Origin of the sequence: Marasmitruncus massiliensis (genome assembly GCF_900186535.1) — a bacterium.
GTDB classification, from domain to species: domain Bacteria; phylum Bacillota; class Clostridia; order Oscillospirales; family Ruminococcaceae; genus Anaerotruncus; species Anaerotruncus massiliensis_A.
Map to the genome: position 1 here is coordinate 405,520 of NZ_FYDE01000004.1, position 21,889 is coordinate 427,408.

19 protein-coding genes are annotated in these 21,889 nt (G+C 47.3%); all 19 read left to right on the forward strand.

All coding sequences use genetic code 11. The features are described from left to right. Positions 1 to 35 precede the first annotated feature (35 nt). The 19 genes from fliD (at position 36) to C1A10_RS05965 (ending at position 21,873) form a co-directional block, all read left to right on the forward strand. Positions 36 to 2,918, forward strand: coding sequence for a flagellar filament capping protein FliD (gene fliD / locus C1A10_RS05875; protein ID WP_101909364.1), 2,883 nt, complete (start codon positions 36 to 38; stop codon positions 2,916 to 2,918). A 21-nt stretch (positions 2,919 to 2,939) separates the two neighbouring features. Then, positions 2,940 to 3,314, forward strand: coding sequence for a flagellar export chaperone FliS (gene fliS / locus C1A10_RS05880; protein ID WP_101909365.1), 375 nt, complete (start codon positions 2,940 to 2,942; stop codon positions 3,312 to 3,314). A 136-nt stretch (positions 3,315 to 3,450) separates the two neighbouring features. Beyond that, positions 3,451 to 7,851 carry a cadherin-like beta sandwich domain-containing protein gene (locus C1A10_RS05885; protein ID WP_101909366.1) on the forward strand — a complete coding sequence of 1,467 codons (4,401 nt, stop codon included), beginning with the start codon at positions 3,451 to 3,453 and terminating at the stop codon, positions 7,849 to 7,851. After that, positions 7,848 to 8,753: a class B sortase gene (locus C1A10_RS05890; RefSeq protein WP_101909367.1), complete on the forward strand. Its 906-nt coding sequence runs from the start codon at positions 7,848 to 7,850 to the stop codon at positions 8,751 to 8,753. Before C1A10_RS05885 ends, C1A10_RS05890 begins: the two co-directional genes overlap by 4 nt. A gap of 46 nt (positions 8,754 to 8,799) precedes the next feature. Next, positions 8,800 to 9,162: a flagellar basal body rod protein FlgB gene (gene flgB, locus C1A10_RS05895; RefSeq protein ID WP_101909368.1), complete on the forward strand. Its 363-nt coding sequence runs from the start codon at positions 8,800 to 8,802 to the stop codon at positions 9,160 to 9,162. 62 nt (positions 9,163 to 9,224) lie between these two features. Beyond that, on the forward strand, positions 9,225 to 9,659 hold the full coding sequence (gene flgC, locus C1A10_RS05900; RefSeq protein ID WP_101909369.1) for a flagellar basal body rod protein FlgC: 435 nt from the start codon (positions 9,225 to 9,227) through the stop codon (positions 9,657 to 9,659). A 439-nt stretch (positions 9,660 to 10,098) separates the two neighbouring features. Next, positions 10,099 to 10,404 (forward strand): flagellar hook-basal body complex protein FliE, encoded by a 306-nt coding sequence (fliE, locus tag C1A10_RS05905; protein ID WP_101909370.1) that lies wholly within the window; start codon positions 10,099 to 10,101, stop codon positions 10,402 to 10,404. A 37-nt stretch (positions 10,405 to 10,441) separates the two neighbouring features. Next, positions 10,442 to 12,019, forward strand: a complete 1,578-nt coding sequence (gene fliF, locus C1A10_RS05910) for a flagellar basal-body MS-ring/collar protein FliF (RefSeq protein WP_101909371.1) — start codon at positions 10,442 to 10,444, stop codon at positions 12,017 to 12,019. A 2-nt stretch (positions 12,020 to 12,021) separates the two neighbouring features. Beyond that, positions 12,022 to 13,032 carry a flagellar motor switch protein FliG gene (gene fliG, locus C1A10_RS05915; protein ID WP_101909372.1) on the forward strand — a complete coding sequence of 337 codons (1,011 nt, stop codon included), beginning with the start codon at positions 12,022 to 12,024 and terminating at the stop codon, positions 13,030 to 13,032. A gap of 1 nt (position 13,033) precedes the next feature. Continuing rightward, the gene (locus tag C1A10_RS05920) at positions 13,034 to 13,750 is read left to right on the forward strand and encodes a FliH/SctL family protein (protein ID WP_242968877.1); all 717 of its coding nucleotides are present in this window, start codon (positions 13,034 to 13,036) and stop codon (positions 13,748 to 13,750) included. Positions 13,751 to 13,765: 15 nt separating this feature from the next. Further along, positions 13,766 to 15,088 carry a flagellar protein export ATPase FliI gene (fliI, locus tag C1A10_RS05925; RefSeq protein ID WP_101909374.1) on the forward strand — a complete coding sequence of 441 codons (1,323 nt, stop codon included), beginning with the start codon at positions 13,766 to 13,768 and terminating at the stop codon, positions 15,086 to 15,088. Positions 15,089 to 15,099: 11 nt separating this feature from the next. Next, a complete protein-coding gene (locus tag C1A10_RS05930) occupies positions 15,100 to 15,564 on the forward strand; it encodes a flagellar export protein FliJ (protein WP_101909375.1) in 465 nt (154 codons plus the stop codon). A 77-nt stretch (positions 15,565 to 15,641) separates the two neighbouring features. After that, a complete protein-coding gene (locus C1A10_RS05935; protein ID WP_101909376.1) occupies positions 15,642 to 16,772 on the forward strand; it encodes a flagellar hook-length control protein FliK in 1,131 nt (376 codons plus the stop codon). An 18-nt stretch (positions 16,773 to 16,790) separates the two neighbouring features. After that, positions 16,791 to 17,474 carry a flagellar hook assembly protein FlgD gene (locus C1A10_RS05940; protein WP_101909377.1) on the forward strand — a complete coding sequence of 228 codons (684 nt, stop codon included), beginning with the start codon at positions 16,791 to 16,793 and terminating at the stop codon, positions 17,472 to 17,474. After that, positions 17,471 to 17,872: a TIGR02530 family flagellar biosynthesis protein gene (locus C1A10_RS05945; protein WP_101909378.1), complete on the forward strand. Its 402-nt coding sequence runs from the start codon at positions 17,471 to 17,473 to the stop codon at positions 17,870 to 17,872. The genes C1A10_RS05940 and C1A10_RS05945 overlap by 4 nt, the downstream gene beginning before the upstream one ends. 79 nt (positions 17,873 to 17,951) lie before the next feature. Next, entirely contained in the window at positions 17,952 to 19,613 is a 1,662-nt protein-coding gene (locus C1A10_RS05950) for a flagellar hook protein FlgE (protein WP_101909379.1), read from the forward strand. Between the two features lie 115 nt (positions 19,614 to 19,728). After that, the gene (locus C1A10_RS05955; protein ID WP_101909380.1) at positions 19,729 to 19,932 is read left to right on the forward strand and encodes a flagellar FlbD family protein; all 204 of its coding nucleotides are present in this window, start codon (positions 19,729 to 19,731) and stop codon (positions 19,930 to 19,932) included. Between the two features lie 46 nt (positions 19,933 to 19,978). Next, entirely contained in the window at positions 19,979 to 20,845 is an 867-nt protein-coding gene (locus C1A10_RS05960; protein WP_101909381.1) for a motility protein A, read from the forward strand. A 26-nt stretch (positions 20,846 to 20,871) separates the two neighbouring features. Then, positions 20,872 to 21,873: an OmpA/MotB family protein gene (locus C1A10_RS05965; protein WP_101909382.1), complete on the forward strand. Its 1,002-nt coding sequence runs from the start codon at positions 20,872 to 20,874 to the stop codon at positions 21,871 to 21,873. Positions 21,874 to 21,889 lie beyond the last annotated feature (16 nt).

Genomic DNA, 21,889 nt, shown 5'->3' on the forward strand with positions numbered 1-21,889 from the left:
GCTCAAATTTTTGAAGCCGGGCAGGAGGTTGTTTTATGAATACAGTGAGTTCATCCAATAGCTACAGCACCAGTGCTGCAACCAGTAAGGGCATGTCCGGTCTTGTATCGAACATGGATACAGAGAGCATGGTCGAGAGCCTGCTGTCCGGCACACAAACTAAAATTGATAAGCAGAATCAACTGAAACAGACGACTACCTGGAAACAGGAGTTTTACAGGCAGATCATTACAGATATCAATACATTCCAAAGCACCTTTTTTAATTCTTCATCCAGCACCAATCTGATGTCCGCAAGCTTTTTCAATGCCATGTCCGCAGTTACCAAATCCGAGGCGGTTTCTGTAACGGCGACATCCAGTGCGGCGGCCGGCAAAACTGAGATTCAGGTAGGCCAGCTGGCAACGGCTACGAAATTGCAGTCCGGGGGAACAGTAAGCGGTACGTTGACCAGTGCGCTCGATTTGTCCGCGCTGGACCGGACGGTTGTTTTCACAGTGGCTTCAGAAGATGATGGCACTCATGAATATTCTATTGATCTCAGCAAATGCAGTACAACGCAGGAGTTGGCGGATCAGATCAAAGAAGAATTAAAGGATATGGGCAGCGGTATTTCCGCGTCTGTTGATGAGAAAACCGGGAAGCTTGTGATCAGCGGTGAGGGTGTCAGCGTTTCCAGCAAGTCTTCGCGCCTTGGCATGCAGATGCTCGGTGTCTCCGCCGGTTCCAAAACAACCGATGGCAAACTGACCACGACCGCCGACCCGGATGCCGACGCTACTATCACGGTCGCACTCGACGGCGTGTCCCATGTGATTACGCTGGACGACATAGATAAAATGGAAGCTGATCTTCTTAAAGACGATCCGGATAGAACTTTTGACAATAATGAAGAAATTTTAACTGGATATTTGCAGAAACAGTTGGATTTTGAGTTTGGTGCGAATGCGATCAAAGTTGGGCTAAGCGGCAAGAATATGACATTGAGCACTCCCACGGCTGGCCGTCAGATTACTGTTGGCGGTAATAAAATTACATACCAGTTGTTCGGAATTCAGGAAGGCCAGTCGAATAAAATTGCTTTGGGCCAGCAGCTCCAGAACGTAGGGTTCTCAACAGCGCTTCAGGGCAGTTCTTATACATTCACGATCAATGGAGAGCGTTTTGAGATTGACAATACAATGACAGTCAATCAGGTCATTAATAAAATCAACAGTAGCAAGGCGAATGTTCGCATTACCTACAGCGAGCTGGAGGATAAATTTACCATCCAATCCGCTTCCACGGGCTCGGGATATAACATTACGATGACACAGGAACAGGGCAATCTGCTGAATGTGATGTTCGGCGATGTTGTTATTGACGGTGATGCCGTCAAGACCGGCACAACTGTTTTGAGCAATGCGCTTACCACAAATACGGTTGCGAACAGTTTAACGGCAGAGGTAAAAGCGCAAGTGGATGCCGTCACCACTTTTACAAGTGGAACTTTTAAGCTGACGGTGGACGGAACAGCTTACAGTATTTCAGTACCTGCTAAGTCCAGTGGCACGTATGATCGTGAAGAATTATTTACGCTGATTAATCAGGGGCTTGCTGATCGTTTTGGCTATGCTCAAAGCGGCGAGCAAAATATTGCACTGGCGTCGGACGGTACTGGTTATAAACTCGAAGTGAATAACGGCTCCAATGTGTCCTTCGCGAAAACCGATGATATTTATACGGGTGACGACATTGATCCGTCAAAAGTTGCTGATGCCGCGAAGACGAATTTACAACTGGCATTTGGCTTTGAGAATACCGATAATGTTGCGAAAAGCATTGAAGACCCAGCAATATCAGATTTGCTTACAAAAATACATCTAGCGGGTCTATCAACGTCTTTTGATGCGGATACAGGAAAAATTTCTATTACAGGAACTGGAACCTTTACTGGTATTGATGACGACGCTGAACTCATGAAAAAGCTGTTCGGTACAACTACGCTCCAGTTGGGATATGATGACCCAGAAACTCCCAATGTGGCTGCTGTAGCCGGTCAAAATGCGATTGTAACCATTAACGGCGTTGATACTGAGCGCAGTTCCAACACTTTTACTTCCGGAGGATTGTCAATCACACTTTTGGAAACAACGGGTTCTTATCAAAAGAATAGCGATGGAAGCTTTGAACTGGATGAAAATGGTAATAAAATCTTTACAGGGGAAACAGCAACGGCCACCACTACCAAGGATACCGACAAGATTTATGAAGGGCTGAAATCATTTGTCGAAGCCTATAACAAGCTGATCGGAGATTTGAATTCCAGAATAGATGAGGAAGCAACCTACCGCGATTATGCTCCGCTTACTTCTGCTCAGAAAAAGGATATGTCCGAATCGGAGATCAAACTGTGGGAAGAAAAGTCGAAAACCGGCCTTCTGCGCAATGATACAAATATCAGCTCTTTTCTGAGCAGCATGCGCTCAGCGCTATACACGAAACCGGATGGCAGTGATTTTGCGCTCTATCAGATCGGCATCGAAACCAGCAGCGAGTGGGAAGATAAAGGAAAACTGGTGATTGACGAGTCCAAACTGAAGAGCATGATCGAGACCAACTCGCAGGATATTCAGGATCTGTTTGCGAATGCGACGGATGGCCTTGCCATAAAGCTCAATTCTGCTATCAAAGCAACCGCCAATACAAATTCTTCTACTCCGGGAACGCTTGTCGGTCTTGCCGGTGTTGTGGGAAAAGCAACGGAAATCACCAATACGCTCACGAAACAGCTTCGCTCGATCAATTCTAAAATTGAAGAGTTGCAGGATAAATACGAAACTGAAAAAAACAGGTATTGGAAGATGTTTGACAGCATGGAATCAGCGTTGTCCAGCTTAAATTCCCAGTCTTCCTGGCTGGCTCAGCAATTCTCGTAATGTAAAAATGAGGTGACCCTGATGGCAAATAGCCCCTATGAGCAGTATCAGAAACAGTCGGTTATGACGATGACACAAGGCGAAATGCTGACGAAACTGTATGAAGAAATTATTAAACAGTTGAGCGGGGCGGTCCTGTTCATTGATTCGAAGGATTTTTCCAAAGCGAATCAGGCGCTGCAGAAGGCTCAGAAAATATTCAATCATTTAAAAGCCACGCTGGATCACAAGTACCGTATCTCCCAGAACCTGGATTCCTTGTATGATTTTTTCATACAGCAGATCATACTGGCCAATATCAGAAAAGAGGTCAAGCCAGTTCAGGATATCATCCCAATGGTTGAGGAATTGAGGGACACCTTTGTTCAGGCTGACCGAATCGCCAGAAAGCAATAGTTTTTTACAAAAAAGTCCTATTTTGGGACTTTTTTATTTTTTTACTTTCGTTTATTTTCTTTTAGCCGATACGTTTTATAGTGATGATCTATTACGTTGAAAAAAAATTACAGATAAATTATGGAAGTGTGATTGGATGAGAAAAAAACGCTTTTCTGCCTTTTGTCTTGCTTGCTTGATGCTGCTGAACAGCGGCGCAGGCCTTTTCGATACAGTGGTGAAAGCCGCGGATAATAATCGAGTGACTTTGTCGTTTGTAAACAGCAATTTGGGAGAAAGTGCGACAGCAGAAATTATCAGAGGAAATTCCATCGGCATCAATATAGTAAAGCCCAGCAATGTGCTTCAGGAGTCAGGCGCGAAGGCATGGACCATTGTTCGCAGTGATAGTACGGAAATAAAAGATGGAGACGTTACTATTACCGGAACCACCCCTACCAGCCAAAGGGTAACTGTTAACGACGGCATGACAATTAATGGCGATGTCACATTGACGATTAAAGGAAATTATTATTCGCAGCCGTCGAGTGGAACCTGTGTTGAAACGGCTGGAGGCGAACCGTCCCCGATTTATTCCGATTTTGCTTTAGATCCGCCATTGTCGGTATTTCAGTACAGTACAGCGACCCTGACATGCACCAGTTCTGAAAGTGATGGAATACCGCCGAGTTTTTCGTTTTTGGTCGGAGATTCAGACCCTCAAAACGCTTTTTCGGAGTTTGCGGAAAATGTTAGCGTTTCTGTTGCTGCAAGAAAAAACACTTCCGAAAACCTAATCGTCCATCTCAGCAATGGGAAAAATGCAAGTCTGGATATTACCCTCAAGCCCAAACAGCCGCATAAGATCAAAGATGAGTTTGGCAATGTGATTAAAACGGATTATTATGTACAGGCGGGAACTAAATTTTTACTGTCCCTTGCCGGTCCGCAGTCGAATGAATTGATGCTGAGAGTACTTACTCCGGATAAAGCGTGCCAAGAGATTGCAACAGAAATTGCCCAGCAAAAAGGAGAACCGGAGGGCGGAGGGTCGATCTCTGAGCTGTCCTACATCCGTTTAGCAGCAGATAACTCGCTCAATTTCATTGACACTCCGTTTGAACTTCAGCCTCAGGTTAACCGGTATGGCGCCGACTTTAAGATAGATTGGGTATGGACGCCGACCATTTCGGATGATGCGAGCGTGATATCAATTCCCACAAGCGTGAATCCTAAAAACTGGCTTTTGGTTGGGCTGAACCGGAAATATGAAGATGCGGAAGGAAAGCTGCAAGCTACTGTTACTTATGGCAGTGTAACAAACCCGTCGGCCGCTTTGCCTATTAAGATTCATGGTACGGGACAACCCGCATCGGTTTCCCGTGTTAGTCAATGGGTCAAGGGAAGCCCGGAGGATGTGGGCGACCTGTTTGCCGATCCTGTTATGCCCTCTCAAGTCGCAATGGATGTTTATGATGGCCATATCAATGGGATTCAGCCGCCGACAGATCCGTATAAATATCAGATACAATTAAATATGGGCAAAGACAACGCTGCATCCCAGTATGCGATTGTCTCGCTAGCAAGCGGTAATGCACAAGCAGTTTCCATGCAGACAATAGACAGCGGCAATAAGCTGAATGATTATTCCTTTGGGGCGCAGATCGCAAATCCTAACATAAACAGTTCGAATGAAGGCACAATGGGCTTGATCTTTACCGCTCGGCCTACTGGCGAAGAAAGGCAGATTCTATCGCTGAAAGTCACTTTTTATGTGAAAGGGAACAACAACAAACTGGTCGAGGCCTCCTCCAAATCATTTCAGCTGATCATCAACGACAGTTCCCCCAGCGATGATGCCACGCTGAAATCGCTCACGCTGAAAGGGAAGCTGAAGGATACTTTGTTTTTTGCGTGGAAAGATATCGATTATGGATTTGCCTCCGACAAAACGGTTTATGATATCAGCCTGACAAATGACTATGAAAGTATTACATTAAACCCCACCAGAAACGACCCGAACGCTGACAAGAATATCCAGATCAAGGTGACCACAGCTGGCGGTACGCCCGATTACCAATCGGTTACAAGCGGTTCAACCAGTGCGGAAATACCGCTTGCGGAAAATGTACCGGTTAAGGTGGAAGTTACGGTAACGGCGGAAAACCTGATTACCAAAACCTACACGCTCAATATCATGCGGATGCCTCCAAGTGCGGATTCCACGCTGAAATCGTTGACGCTTTATGACGAAAGCGATAAAGAGCTGTTTAACGGCATCCAAAAGAATGTGTTTGAGTACGATGTGGAAATTCCCTTCAAGGTGCAGAAAGCGCGCGTAGCCTATGTGCCGAATCATGAAAAGGCGACAGCGGAGTTTTTGCCTGCGCTCGTTGACAATGGGCTTTTTACGAAAACGGAATGGCTTGATATCGCCACAGAAACGAAAAAAAGCGACAGCGGGCGGGAAATGACACTTACGGTTACGATGACGCCGGAAAACAAGAATGAAAGCGATAAATCAATCTATACGCTGAACATTACACGGACACCGCCGAGTGATGTCAATACGCTTTCGGAACTGACGGTGATGGACAGCAATAATAAAACGCTTCCCTATACCCCTGCGTTTCATGCAAACATGGACGAAGAAGATTATTATGAGTTGAAAATTCCTTATTCGACTGGTAAAATAAGGGTACAGGCAAAACCGACCGACAGCGGTGCAACAATGATCCTGAAAGGGAAAGGGATAGGCGGCCTGCTGGGCGGAGACGAGCAGACGCTGGGGGCCAATACACCGTCCAAACCTTTCGAAGTTTCGCCGTATGACGAATCCATCCCGGATGATTATTTCAACCTGGTGCTGGAGGTCTGGCCGGAAAGCGTGCCTGTGGGCAGTGTGGCGGAGGACAGCCCCGAATATCAGAATAAGGTTCTGAAATATCCCATCCATGTCTACAGGGATCCGCCGAGTAAGGATGCAACCCTGAAATCTCTGGTGATTGCGGATCAGGACGGGAAAGAAATTGCTTATGATTTTGACCCGGAAGTCACCAAATACACCGTTGAGGTTCCGTATGAAGTACAAAAGGTGAAGTTTACCCCGACTGCGGCCTATGATTATGTGAGTAAAATCATGATCAATAACCGCAAAGTGAATAACGGGGAAACCTCTTCGCTGTTTACACTGAATTCGGATACCACGACGAACACGGAGTTTAGCATTACGGTCACTCCGGAAGACGCTGAGGCAACGCAGAAAGTCTATACGGTGATTATTAAGCGGCTGCCGCCCAGTTCGGATGCGCGGTTAATTAAACTGGAAGCCGGAAACGCGACAGATTTCCAACCGGTATTCATGCCCAGCAAGACCGCCTATACTGCAAAGGTGGCAGCCGGTGCGGAAGGCGTAACGATTACGGCAACTGCTAACGATCCCAACGCAAAAATTAAGATTGACGGCAAATCGGTAGAAAGCGGGAAAGCTTCCGAACTGATCCGTATCCTGGAAGAAACACAAAAGGTATCCATCGTCGTAACTGCTCAGGATGGCAAGACGCAGATGACCTATACGATTACGTTTACCAATGAGAACTACATAGAGAAAAACAGCAACGCGGATCTGAAGCGTCTTGAAGTGCAGTATGGTGAGATGCGCCCGGAAAAATTCAAGCCGTCTGTGACGGACTATGAGGTCTCAGTGGATGAAGAGACCTATTCCGTTGAACTGCTCCCCAAGACGGATGATAAATACGCAACGATGAAAGTTTATTCCGGCACCAAGGAGATCGGTGACTATGACGGAAATTACGCTTCCGCGATTCAGGACGGGGAAAATGAATTTACGATTGAAGTGACCTCCTCCGACGGGACCAAAAAGAAAGACTATGTCGTCACGGTATACCGCGGCGATGAAGACAAGATGGGTACGCTGACGCCGATTACGACGGACGATATTGACTTTGAAATGGAAGACGACTTGATTTTGGTCGATATCTCCAAATACTCCAGGGTAGGCAGAGACGTATTCGAAAAGCTCAAGGAATATCCGGAAAAGACGATTATTTTCCAGGGAAATGATTACTCGCTGCAATTCAACAGCAAAGATCTGGATGAAGTGATTCCGCATGTGGATTATTTTGACTTTGGTATGAGTTTTGATTCGCCGCTTCAGGATGAAATCATGGATGAAATTGATTCCCATGGCGATAACGAAAAGGCACGGGTTGTTTTGATCTACTTTAAATATCACGGCGACCTGCCTGCTCCGGCGACTTTGACCATGAATCTGGGCAGACGGTACAGTGACGAGAAGATGTACTGGTATTATTACAATGAGGACTACCAGCGCATGGATTACTACGGCTCTTTTACGACAAATTCGCGGGGCGCGTTTTCAGTGACGCTGGACCATATGTCGACCTACGCGGCTTCTGACCGGAAGCTTTCCGGTGCAGAAAATAGGACGCAGGGGCAGACCGACGTCAACCTCTCCTCGAAGTCGCAGCAGGAAAAGATCAATCCGAACACAGGCGGGAGGCAGTATGGCTTATGAAAAAATTGATTGCGGCCGTGCTGGTTCTTGCCGCGGCGGCAGGCGGGCTGCTGTATTATGCGCTGCACAATGCTTTACTGAAAACCCCGGGGGAGGCGTCCCAGGTGAATGCACAGCCGGAAAGCTCGCAGTCGGACGCCGCTCAGCCGGGCGGCCAGACGAGTTCGGGCCAGATGCAGGACCAGCAGGGGCAGACTGAAAAAGCGAAGCCGTCTGTGGGAGTCATGAAGCCACTCAAGACCCCCGCAGATGTGATGGACGCAATCGGGTACGAGATCACTCAAAACCCGGATACGGTCGGATGGCTGTATATCCCGGACACCACGATCAATAACAGTGTGGTGCAGTCACACAACAACACGGTTTACCTCCGCCAGACGGAACGGAAAAAGCCGGATATTTACGGCTGCTATTATGCGGACTATACCTGCAATTTCGGACCAAGGGAAAAACTTTCCGCCAATACAGTCATTTACGGGCACAGCGATTTAAAGGATGACCCGGACGGGCTGCGCTTTTCCCAGTTGTTTAAATTTACGGATGAGACCTTTGCGAAAAAGCATCCGGTCATCTATTTTTCCACACCGGAAGAGTACATGGTTTGGCAGATTTTTGCGGTTTATTATACCGACACAGGCCTTGATTATATCAGTACCGATTTGGACGGACCTTCGCGCGCGGCGCTCGCACAGCAGGCAAAAGACCGCTCCATCTACCAATACGATGTTGCAGCCGGGGAATCCGACCAATTTCTTACCCTCTCCACCTGCAGCATCAAATATGGCGCCCAGGAAAAAGACCAGCGTTTTGTTGTTATGGCAAAACTGCTTCCGGCCGGAGAAATACCGCAAACAGTTTCTTTGACTGTCAATCAAAACCCGGTTCAGCCAAAATTTGGATGAGCCGGGCATCAGACTATCTATACAAAAATAAACGGGAGGAATCACAATGCTTTTTGACGGATTGGAATTTAAAGCGATGCAGAGCAGCCTTGATGCCCTTTGGCTGAAGCAAAAGGTGATCTCAAACAATTTGGCTAACATTGAAACACCGGGATTCAAAGCAAGCAAGGTGTCTTTTGAGGATGCGCTTGAAAATGCCCGCAAGGAAAAGGGCGCCGAGGATTACAGCTTTCAGGCGACTGTTACCAAAGACGAAACAACCTCTTCCCGACCGGACGGAAACAATGTCGTAACGGATAAGGAAGAGCTGGAGCTTTACAATACCTATCTGCAGTCGGTTTACCTCTATCAGAAAATAAGCGGACAGCTGACAGATATGCAGTATGTAATCGGACAGGCGTTTAAATAGTCTGTCCTCTAATTTCATGATTTTGTGAAAAAATAAATCATCGTAAAGCGGAGGTAAATAGAATGTCATTTTTAAATTCATTAAACATCGCGGGATCTGCTTTGACGGCGGAACGGTTTCGTACAGACATTATTCTTCAGAATATTGCGAATGCACAAACCACCAGAACGGCAGAAGGCGAACCATACCGGAGAAAGCAAGTCGTTTTTGAAGAACGTGCGGCTGATTTTGGCCAGGCGTTGAAGAATGAAGAAAACAAGTTGACGCAGGGGGGCGTGCGGGCTACACAGGTAGTGGAAAGCCAGCAGGATTTTGTCCCTGTTTATGACCCGTCGCATCCGGATGCGGACGAAAACGGGTATGTCATGTATCCCAATGTGAATACATCTGAAGAAATGGTTGATTTAATGGCAGCCAGCAGAGCATATGACGCGAACCTGACGGCACTTAATGTTGTAAAGGCAATGGCAATGAAAGCTTTGGAAATTGGAAAATAATTTTTATAAACATACAAACAATGAAAAAATGTTTTGTTAATGACAATCAATTTAGTCCAATTTAACAAGGCGGGAGATTTAAATTTTCAAATATTTATCAGGATATTTCTTTAGCATGATTGACAACCATTAAAATTATAGTTATAATGTTATTGGAATAAATGGTAATCTTTTGTTGATAATCAGTAAATCATTTACTATTTAAGCAAATTATGGTCCCTTTCGTTGAAATTTTATTACACAATATTTTCTGTAAGCTTGTTGTATTCGATTCATATGATATCAGTGGTTTTTTATTCGGATGTGTTTTTCATAAAAAGGCATTTTGATGTGGATGGAAAGTCAGAGTGCTTATTTTTTTAAAAACATAAATGTCGAATTCTAGAGTATTTTGCTGAAACAAGTGAGAATTCATTCTTTTGAGGGGAGAAACGAACCTATGTTTATCGTACCAATCGGCCAGATGAGCCCTCTATCCGAGCTGCAAAACGAGTCTTTTGCAACACAGCAGGCCACGGATTCCAAAATTCCCTTTTCCGATGTGCTGCAAGATGCGGTGAAGACGATGCAGGAAACGCAGGAAGTCTCCAAACAAGATGCTTATGACCTTGCGATGGGGCGTTCGGATGATTTGCATTCTGTTATGATCCATTCCACTCAGGCAAGTACGGCTTTAAAGATGACAGTAGAGCTGACTTCGAGAGTGGTAAATGCTTACAAGGAAATCATGCAGACCCAAATCTAAGCACGACCCAATCAAAATAAGGTAAAGCTGGTATAGAATGAAAGATCAACTGATGAAAGCGTGGGGCAGCCTCAAAGCGTTTTGGAACAAGCTGACCCCTAAAGTGAAGAAAATATCACTCATATCTGCAGGACTGGTTTTTGCTGCGGCGATTGCTGTTACCGCCTTGTTACATTCTGTGGGGGATAAGTATCAGCTGCTTTATCCTGAAAATCTTTCCGGAACGGAAACCTCTCAGGTTTATGCTGCTTTGCAGGACATGAACGCCAATCCACAAATCAATGCGCAGGGACAGATTATGGTGCCCAAGGAACAGTGGGGGGAGCTGATTGTGGCTCTTTCCGGAAAGGGTTATCCAAAATCTGCGCCTGTGTATGATATTTTTTTAGACAATACCGGATTTACAAAGACTGATTTTGAAAAACGGCAGATTCTGCAGTTCCAATTGCAGAACAGAATTCAGGATACGCTTGTGCAGATTGACGGGGTCAAATCAGCCACTGTGACGATTACTATGCCCGAAAATACAGAATATGTTGTCTGGGATAAATCGAAAGAGGAAGGCTCGGCCAGCGTCATGATTACTATGGAATCGGGATATGAGCTTTCTCCAGAAATGGTGTCAGCTATCCGGAACCATGTTGCTGCAAGCGTATCTTCTTTAATGAAGCCGGAAAATGTCAAAGTAATTGACGCTGCGACAGGCGTGGAAATGACACCGGAAAATGAAAAGACCGGGACAAATGGGGTCGACTTTGAGCGTCTGGAATTTGAAAAGCAGATGCAGAAGGATATCGAGGACAACGTTAAGCGCTTGCTTGCTCCTATTTATGGCGCGGACGGCGTGACTGCCGTGGCAAAAGTGAAGCTTGATTATGATAAAATGCTGACCGAGCAGAAAGAGCTGGTTCCCCAGGATGACGGCAACGGGGTTAAAACGCATTTAGATGAAAATTATTCCCTGAACGGAAATGTTCCCGCCGCCGGGATTGTCGGTGAGGAAAACAATACGGACACGCCGGAATATCTGAACCAGACGGGCGACCAGGAAAACCAGGCAACGGATTACAGCCGCAGCGTCGATTGGGAAACCAGCTATATCAAAACTCAAATCGAAAAGGGGCAGGCAATTCTCAAGGAAGCGTCTGTTGCTGTTGTGGTAAAGGATTCCCAGTTTGATCAGGAACGGCATGATAATCTGGTGGATCTGATTTCCAAAAGCGTCGCAATTGATCCCGACTCAATTTCTGTTAAGAATCTGGACTTCACCGGAGTCGACGCGGAACCAGCCAGCACCGAGCCTGAGAAATTGAGCACGCCTGTGCTGATTGCAATTGCCGGAGCGGCGGCAAGCCTGCTGATTCTGATCATCATCCTGATTGTTGTGGCTATGCGCCGCAGAGCAAAGAAAGCACTTGAACAGGAAGAACAGGAATCTGATAATAAGATTCGCAATCTGGAAGAAGAAATTGAGCAACATAAAAAGCAATTATTGGAAAATGCTCAGGTTAATTCTAAAGAAAATGCGATTACAAATGAAATTCGTACATTTGCGAATGAAAATCCCGAAATTACTGCATCGCTCATTAGGTCTATGCTAAAGGAGGATGAGTAACGATGGCTGTGAGGCAGAAAATGACGGCTGCGGAGAGAGCCGCTGCGATCGTCATCGCTTTGGGTGCGGAGAATGCTTCGAAAGTCTATAAGCACCTGCGGGATGAAGAAGTAGAGCAGCTTTCCTTGGAAGTTGCCAAGCTTGACAACCTTTCAGCAGAAGACATGAAGGAAATCGTTGATGATTTCTATGGCCTGTGTGTTACGCAGAAGGTTATCACCGAAGGCGGCGTCGCGTATGCCAAAGACGTTCTGGAAAAAGCGTTCGGGCCGCAGCAGGCAATTTCCCTTATGGAACGTGTGACCAAATCTCTGCGTACCAAGGCGTTTGACTTTATGCGCAAGGCAGATTATAAAAACCTTCTGATGATGCTTCAAAACGAGCATCCGCAGACAATTGCGCTGGTATTGTCTTACGCGCGTTCCGATCAGGCGTCACAGGTAATTGAGGAACTGCCTAAGGATCTTCAGATCGATGTCATTGAGCGCATCGCCAATTTGGACAGGGCTTCTCCGGAAATCATCAATATTGTAGAGAAAACACTGGAAAGAAAATTCTCGTCTATTATCTCGGTCGACCTTATGGAGCTTGGCGGCGTAAATTATGTGGCCGATATCATGAACCATGTGGACAGAGGGACCGAAAAGTATATCTTCGACGAACTCAACAACAGCGATCCCTCTCTGTCCGAGGAAATCAGAAAGCTCATGTTCGTGTTCGAGGATATTGTTTATCTGGACAGCCTTGCTATTCAGCGCTTTATCCGCGAGGTGGATTCCAAAGACCTTGCCGTTGCGCTTAAGGTGGCGAATGAAAGCGTTTCCGAAGTTATCTTTCAGAATATGTCCCAGAGAATGCGCGAGACCATACAGAGCGACATGCAGTATCTGCATAATGTCCGTATGCGTGATGTGGAAGAGGCGCAGCAGCGTATTGTTGGTGCTATCCGCCATTTGGAAGAGCAAGGAGAGATTGTGATCTCGAAGGGCGGAAAGGATGAGATCATTGCCTAGTGTGATCAAGCAGGGCCAGGTGGCCAAATCAGACCAAGTGGTTTTAATACCGGATATCCAGATTCAGAAGCCGAAGGCGCAGGAACAGGCCGAAGAGCCGTCTGAACCGCAGATTTCGTTTGAAGAGCTCTATGAGCAGACAGTCAGCGAAGCCAGACAGGAAGCCGAGCGGGTTTCAAAAGAAATCCTGAAGCTCGCTCATTCGGAACATGATGTTCTGATCAAACAGGCGGAAGAGGACGCGGAAAGAATTCGGGCTGAGGCTTATCGGGAGGGGCTGGAGCGGGGCCGACAGGAAAAACGGGAAGAACTGCGTACAGCGATTGAAAATACCAATCGTGCAATTCAGCAAATTGAACTGGAAAATGTGCAGTATATGCATTTGTACGAAGAAGAGCTGAAAAACCTCGCGGTTGACGTCGCCTCCCGGATTCTCCGCAAAAGGATTACACCCGACGGGCATGAACTGGCGGAGCTTGTAAAGGCGGCCATTAACTCGGTCAAGGATGCCGACTGGATTACTGTGGAACTATCCGAACGAATGCCCGGGCTGTTGTCTTTTCTGGAAAGTGAACTCAAGGAGAGCCGGACAAATGCGGAGATCGTGGCAAAAGATCTGCCGGAGGACACCTGTATTGTTAAAACTTCTGATGGCAACATTGACGCGTCCGTAACAACACAGCTTAGGAACGTCAAGGAATATTTCGATCAGGTCTAAAAGTGGAGGAAGCCGATGCAACAGCAACTTGCGACCAATACAACGAAATATCGGCAGATCCTTCGTATGGGCGATTTTTATACGCGGGAAGGCAGAATACACCAGATTGTAGGCATGACGGTGGAGGCGACAGGGATCGTCTGCAACGTCGGCGATGTCTGCAACATCGTATTGGGAAACGGCAAGCAAAGCATCCTTTCCGAGGTTGTGGGATTTCGGGGCAATAAAGTGCTTCTGATGCCCTATCAGGATATTGACGGCATCGGTTACGGGAGTACGGTACATAACACCGGCTCCAAGCTCATGATCAAAATGAGCGATCAGCTCATTGGCCGTACCGTGGACGCGCTTGGAAATCCAATTGACGAAGGCGAACCAATTCCTGCCACAGATTATTATCCGATCAACGGCGTTCCTTCCAACCCGATGGGCCGCCCGAGAATCAGCACCCCGATTGAACTGGGCGTGAAAGCGATTGACGGCCTGATTACCATTGGCAAAGGGCAGAGGATGGGAATCTTCGCGGGAAGCGGCGTCGGGAAAAGCACCCTTATGGGTATGATTGCCCGCAATATCAAAGCGGATATCAATGTGATCGCGCTGGTTGGAGAAAGAGGACGCGAAGTTGTGGAGTTTATCAACCGGGACCTTGGCCCGGAAGGCGTTAAAAGGTCGGTGCTTGTGGTGGCGACATCCGATCAGCCGGCCATGATGCGTTCAAAATGTGCGCTTACCGCGACCACGATCGCGGAGTATTTCTGCGATCAGGGAAAAGATGTCCTGCTGATGATGGATTCCCTGACACGTTTTGCGATGGCGCAAAGGGAAATCGGGCTGAGCGTCGGGGAACCGCCGGTTGCCCGCGGCTATACACCCTCGATTTACACAGCGCTGCCGAAACTGCTGGAACGGTCCGGTAATTTTGAGCGGGGTTCTATTACCGGGATTTATACGGTGCTTGTGGAAGGCGACGACGATAATGAACCGATTTCCGATACAGTTCGCGGTATCATCGACGGGCATATCATGCTGTCCCGTAAAATCGCAATGAAAAACCATTATCCGGCAATTGATGTTCTGGCAAGCGTGAGCCGTTTGATGACCGACATTGTGGAGCCGGAACATTCGGAAGCGGCGGGCAAGATACGGAATATGCTTTCTATATACCGCGAAAATCAGGATCTGATCTCAATCGGCGCCTATAAAAGCGGTACAAACCCGGAACTGGATAGCGCAATCAGCCATATGGAAGCGATCAATGCATTTTTGCAGCAGAAGGTCGATCATAAGGTTGATTATGCGGACACAGTCAGAATGTTGAAAGAAATTGTGAAGTAGGGAGTTGCAAAATGAAAAAGTTTCAATTTTCGCTGAGCAAGGTTCTTGATTATAAAGGCCAGGTACTGGAAAAGGAAAAGAATTATCTCGCTCACCTTCATGCGCTCAAAAAACAAATTGAGGACAAGATAGACGCGCTTCAGGAAGAATTTCAGCGGGTGAACCAGAGGCTGGCGGAAAAGTCGGCGGAGGGGATCAGCGTGATTCAGATCAAATCTTTTGAATATCAGCTGCAAAGCATCCGTTACCAGATCAGGCAGTTACAGAGTGAAAATAATGCGATTTCCGCTTCGATAGAAAAACAGATCAAGGTAGTAGTTTCGATCTCTCAGGAGATTTCCGGGCTGGACAAGCTGGAGGAAAAGCAGCGGACCGAGTATAACCTGTTGGAAGCAAAGGGAAGCGAACTTCAGATTGCCGAATTTGTTTCCTCCAGCCTGATTCGAAAAAGGATGGTTGAAACAAATTCATATTAACCGGCATTTATGATCAATGTGTCACTTTCAGATGAAATAAAGCTGAAGTTTTTGTGAATTGAAAGGAGGTGAAAGAGATGGAAACAGTAACAATTCCCCAGACAATGGCAGCAATGATTCAGGCGGCGGGCCAGCTGGCACAGCCCGGAGCCGCGCAAACCCTGCAGGGGATGTTCGGCGGGGACGCATTTGCGCAGCTTCTGCAGCAGCTGCTGGGTCAAACAATCAGTGCGCAGTCGCAGAGCGAAGACTCTGAAAAGCAGGGCTCGCTGATGGCCGCGGACATGTTTGCCCAGCTTTTCTCAGGGATTCTGTCTGATTCTGCTGAGCTGACTTCTGCGCTCAGTGAGATGCAGGCAGGCGGGCAAATTGACGCTGTTACAGCCGAAAACGGACAGCCTCTTATGCAGACATTATTAGAAGCGATACAGACGCAGGGCGACGCAAAGTCTGCAAAAGCCGGAGATCTGTTTTTGACGCAGCTCACGAAACCCAATTCCGATGCCGGGCCGGAAATGCAGGTCGTATCCGCCTTGCAGGCACAGGGGCAAACCTCGGAAAAAAACACAAATGATCTTTTGGGTGGAGAAAACGAGTTCCGGAATTCTATTATGGCGGCGCAGAAATTGCTCCGTGGAGAGAATACCGGCAAAACGCAGAAACAGGAAAAGACCTCGGTCAATGTGGAACAGTTGCAGAACGCTGTGAACAGCGGTAAATTCAAACCAACGGTGCAAGTGGAGAAGACGGACAGCAGAACTTTTGACGTGCAGGATATCATGACGCAGGTCAAAACAGGAATCAAAGAGAATTTGTCTCAGGGAAAAAATGAATTTATTGTCAGACTGAAACCGGACGGCTTGGGAGAAATTACCGTCAAATTGGTGGAAGCGGACAGCAAAATCGCCCTGAGCATCGTCACATCCAGCCCTCAGGTTGCCAAGTTGATCAACGGCGAACTCGCAGGCCTTCGCGAAACACTGCGCCCGTTTAACGCGGATGTACATGAAGTAGTCAGTCAGGCGGATGCCTCTTACTCAGCGGCCCAAAACGGACAGTTTACGCAGCAGGATATGGGCCGGCAGTTCCAACAGTTCCACCAGAATCATGCCCAGCCGCTGCCACTTAGTCCTGAAGAGGATGAGTTTGACCAGGAAATTCTGGCGCAGGGCATGGCTCCTGTTTCAGAGCTGGACACCTACATTTGAGGAAAGGAGGAAAAACGCTTGAGTTCAGTCAGCACAGACACAAGCTACCGGGACTGGCTTTCCAATCAAACCAGCAGTACCAGTTCGTCAAGCGGAACAGGAACTACCTATAATGCTGTTTTCGTTGATGAAGAAGATACCGGCCTGAAAGTCAGTGATTTTCTGAATTTGATGGTCACTCAGCTGAAAAATCAGGACTTTTTAAATCCGGTGGATGATACCCAGTATGTTGCCCAGATGGCGCAGTTTGCAAGTTTGCAGCAGATGCAGGAAATGGCGGAATATTCCAAGACCAGTTACGCGATGTCGCTGGTTGGTAAAAACGTCACGGCGGCCAAATATACTGTGAGCGGCAATCTGGATAAGGTTACCGGGGTGATTACCAAAGTTTCATTGGTGGATAACGAGTATAAAATCTTCATTGGAGATAAGTCGTTTTCGCTTTCACAGATTATGGAAGTTAATTATTCGAAAGATTCCGACGCTCCCGAAGATCCCGACGCTCCTGAAGACCCAGATGCTCCTGAAGACCCAGATGCTCCTGAAGACCCAGATGCCCCTGAAGATCCTGACAGTCCTGAAGATCCCGACGGCCCGGATAATCCCGATGAAGTGATCGATCCTGATAGCACCACAGACCCGGACAACGCTGGGGGCACTGAAAATACAGAAAATCAGACGGGAGATGATACGGAAATATGAGTCCGGTCGATTTTAACCGTTTTTCAGTTCCAATAGTAACCGGGACGCCCCGGCCTATAGTCGGAAATCAGGAACAGCAGCAAAATACGGTATCCGGTGCAAATTCATTTCAGGAAATTTTTCAGCGGGAACTGGATACAAACAAAGAAGTCACTTTTTCCAAGCACGCTGCACAGCGGGTGGCGCAAAGGCAGGTCGATCTGTCGGAAGACAGCATTGAGCGTCTGAATCAGGGCGTTCAGCTTGCGAAGGAAAAAGGATTGAACGAAACATTGATCTTGGTGGACAAAACCGCTTTCATTGTAAATGTTAAAAACAATATGGTGGTGACCACTGTCAACAGCGGAGAATCCGTGGGAAATGTTTTTACAAATATTGACGGAACTGTTATTATATAGCCGGACCTTTTCAGGAAGCTATTGCCGGATTTCGAACGACAGAGAAACCCGGGCGGTTCCATAAGAAAGGATTGATTCCATGGTTAGATCACTTTACGCGGGCGTAACGGGCATGAAAGCCCACCAGATCAGGATGGACGTGATTGGTAACAATATTGCCAACGTCAACACCTATGGCTTTAAGAGCTCCCGCGCGACTTTCCGCGACGTATACTATCAGTCGCTGCGCGGCGCTGCCGCAGGTTCCAACAACAAAGGCGGCTTAAACCCCTCTGAGGTTGGCTACGGTTCTACGATCGGAAGTATCGATGTCCTTCAGACGCAGTCGACGATGTCCACAACCGGTAATCCGCTGGATATTGCGATTACCGGAGAGGGATTCCTTCAGGTTCAGGACGCGGACGGCAATATTTACTACACAAAGGCAGGCATGCTGGACATCGACTCCAATGGCAACTTGATTGATTCCAACGGTAACTTTGTTTTGGGAACCAGCGGAAACCCGGTTGGCAAAGCTGCCGGCAGCAGCAAAATTACATTTAATATCCCGTCGGTGGACCCGGCGGCGGGAAGCGCGACCAATACCATCAACGGCATTAAATATACCGTAAAGTCAACCAACCAGACGTCGGATGCAAACGTGACGCTTTCTCTCATGTCCGGTTCCCTGCCTCTTAACCAGAAAGCTAAGGCAACGGTAAGCAGTACCGGAATCAGCGTTACAATCAATAAAGATGAGACGTTCGCGAATCTGGGCGAGCTGCAGAGCGCTGTAAATGCGGCGATTAAAGAGGCAAACGGCGGTGTGGCGCATCCGGCGGGCGATTTTATCTTCCAAATGGATCCCGCTGATTCTTTCGTAGATTTGACCGGCGCGCAGATCACCAGTTCCGATACTTCGAATACGCCGGGTAAGGTTCCGGTTCCGACTGAGCTGGAAAATCTTTTTGAGGTTGTCGGAACGGGAGATTCTTTCTCTGGTACCGGTAAAGCTACATGGTCAATTGAAGATACCACAACTGCTTCTCCAATTAATGAAAACACGGTCCATACATACCATCTTTCGATCAAAATAGGGACAAAAACATATGAATCCGACCTGACTTCAGATCAAATGAAATCTTCCGGACAGATCATGCTGGGAAGCAACGGCGATACGATCACGGTCGGATATCCGAGCGAGTCTTCGATGCTTGCGGGACTTGCCTCAAATGCGCCGGATCCGGTTACCGGAGAACTTCCCACTGATACACTGTATACGTTTGACCCAATTCCCGAAACCACGGAGGAAGCGACGGCAACGGAGCCTTCCAAGAATCTGGGGCTCGGCAGCCAGCCGTTCAAACTGGAAAACGGAACGGTGGGCGGCGCACAGACTGTAAAGGATCTGACGGGTATCTCCATCGGTGCGGACGGCGTTGTGCGTGCGACACATCCAAATATTGAAGGAGACCTGGAAATCGGCCGGATTGATCTTGTCACGTTTGATAATCCGCAGGGCCTGGCACAGGTTGGCAATACCTATTTTGCGGCGACCGCAAACTCCGGTGACCCCAACCCCGTGAAGCCGGGTGAGGAAGGTTCGGGAGCGATTGCGTCAAGCGCGCTCGAAATGTCCAATGTCGACCTGTCACAGGAATTTGCCGATATGATCACTACCCAGAGAGGGTTCCAGGCAAATTCGCGGCTGATCACCGTTTCGGACACTATGCTGGAAGAGCTGATTAATCTGAAACGTTAACCAATCACAAAAGCAGTCCGTGGCGGCGACCGGAGAGGGTCGCTGCCATAGGCAATCAGGAACTACGGTTCCTGATTGCCTATGGCAGAACGAAAAGGATTGGATGGAGGCAGCTATGATTGTTTTATCGAAATTAAACGGGACGGAATTTGTTTTGAACTGTGAGCTGATTGAGACCATTTACGAAAATCCTGACACCACAATCCATTTAACGGATGGACGTATTTATATTGTGAAAGAAACCAGAGAAGAAGTTGTTCAGAAGTCTATTGCATATAAGCGGGAGATTTACCGGGATCTGCTGAACTGCAATTTTTGACATTTATTAAACGGGTGAGCTCGTAAAGCAAAGGGTGGCAATAGTTATGGACTTTATGTCAATTTTGGGTTGGGTATCAGGTGCGGCATTGGTCGTATTCGGCATCATTGTGCAGATGCCTGATGCCGAAAAGGGAATAGAGTTTGGACTAAACTGGATCAGCCTGGCAAATTTTTTTGATGTAAACAGTATCATTATTGTTTTTGGTGGAACATTTGCCGCTTTGATGGTGTCCTATCCGTTAAAGTATTTTACAAAGGTATTTAAGCATCTGAAAATCATCCTTTTTCCGACCCAGTATAATCCGCACGATTATATTGCACAAATCGTGGAATTTGCAAAGGAAGCAAGAATCAACGGTCTGTTGGCTTTGGAAGACAAGCTGAACGACACGCAGGACACTTTTTTGCGTAACAGCCTGATGCTTGTGATCGACTCGGTTGAGGCGGAAAAAGTGAAGGTTTTGCTGGAAACAGAGCTGGACTATATGGAAGAACGGCATGCGCAGGACAGGGCATTTTACGCAAAAGGTTCCGCTTATGCGCCGGCGTTCGGTATGATCGGTACATTAATAGGCCTGATTAACCTGCTTCAGAACCTGAAAGACGCGGATGCAATTGCGCCGGCGATGTCGGTGGCGCTGGTCACAACTTTTTATGGAAGCCTGCTTTCCAATCTGGTGTTTGCCCCGATTTCCAATAAACTTAAAGTACGGCATGACGAGGAATATCTCTGCAAAATGATTGTCAGCGAAGGCGTTCAGGCAATTCAGGCGGGCGACAATCCGAAGTTCATTGAGGAGAAACTGACGCAGCTGCTTCCCGGGAATCTGGCTGCTACAACAGGGGTGGATACCGATGATGACAGCAGGGGAAAAAAGAGCCGGAGAGAAAAAAAGGCCAGAAAAAAGTGAATCCTTTGACGAGAGGGTGATAAAGAATGGCGCGAAAAAAAATAGAGGAAGAACCATGCGGAAACTGGATGGATACTTATGGGGATATGGTGACCCTTCTGCTGACATTCTTTGTCATGCTGTTTAGTATGTCCAGTGTTGATCAGGAAAAGTTTGACGTAATTGTAAAGGCGTTTTCAAAAATGAATGCCGAGACACAGCAGATTGTAATGGCGCCTGTGGGCGATGGCACTGAGATGGCGACCAACCAGGGCGATTTTCCGCCTCCGGGTGAGCAACTGGATCTGCAAAAAGATCTGCCGAAAAATTTTGATGAGCTTTATCAATATTTAAAAGAATATGTGAAGCAAAATGGCATGGAAGGCTCGGTTGAAGTCAAAAAAGGGGACGGCGCGGTTTTCATACGCTTTGAAGACAGCATCTTCTTCAATCCCGACAGCTTTGATCTGAAGCCTACCGGAACAGATATACTGGATTTTCTGGGCAACTGTTTGAAAAATGTAGAAGAACAAATTTTAACTATTAATATCAACGGGCATACTGCCGCTGTTCCCAATGTGGAACATTACCGCGTTTCGGACTGGCGGCTGTCCAGTGAACGCGCTTCCAGTGTTGCGATCTATCTGGAAGAACAAAAAGGGATTCCGCCAAAAAAAATGATCCCGATCGGTTATGGGAAGAACTTTCCGACTGCTACCAATGATACGTCAGAAGGAAGAAAGAAAAACCGTCGTGTTGATATGATGATTATCAGTACGGAGAGTAATATGACCGATGAGGAAATTTTGAAAACCCTGCTTGCCGGAACATTTGATGAAAGCAAATACCCGGAGGTGGGGAGCAGCAAGGATATTCTGGTACCGCCGGATGGGGCGTCATCTGAGGACATGCAGGAAGCAAGCACCCCGCCGCCCCAGGATACTGCATCCAGTGAGGCGGGTCCATACGACGCACTGACTCCGGTGGACAGCAAGGAACCTTATAGTTCCGAAGGGAATGAAATCATTGTACCCTTTGAAGATACATAGCCGCGCATCTGCCACA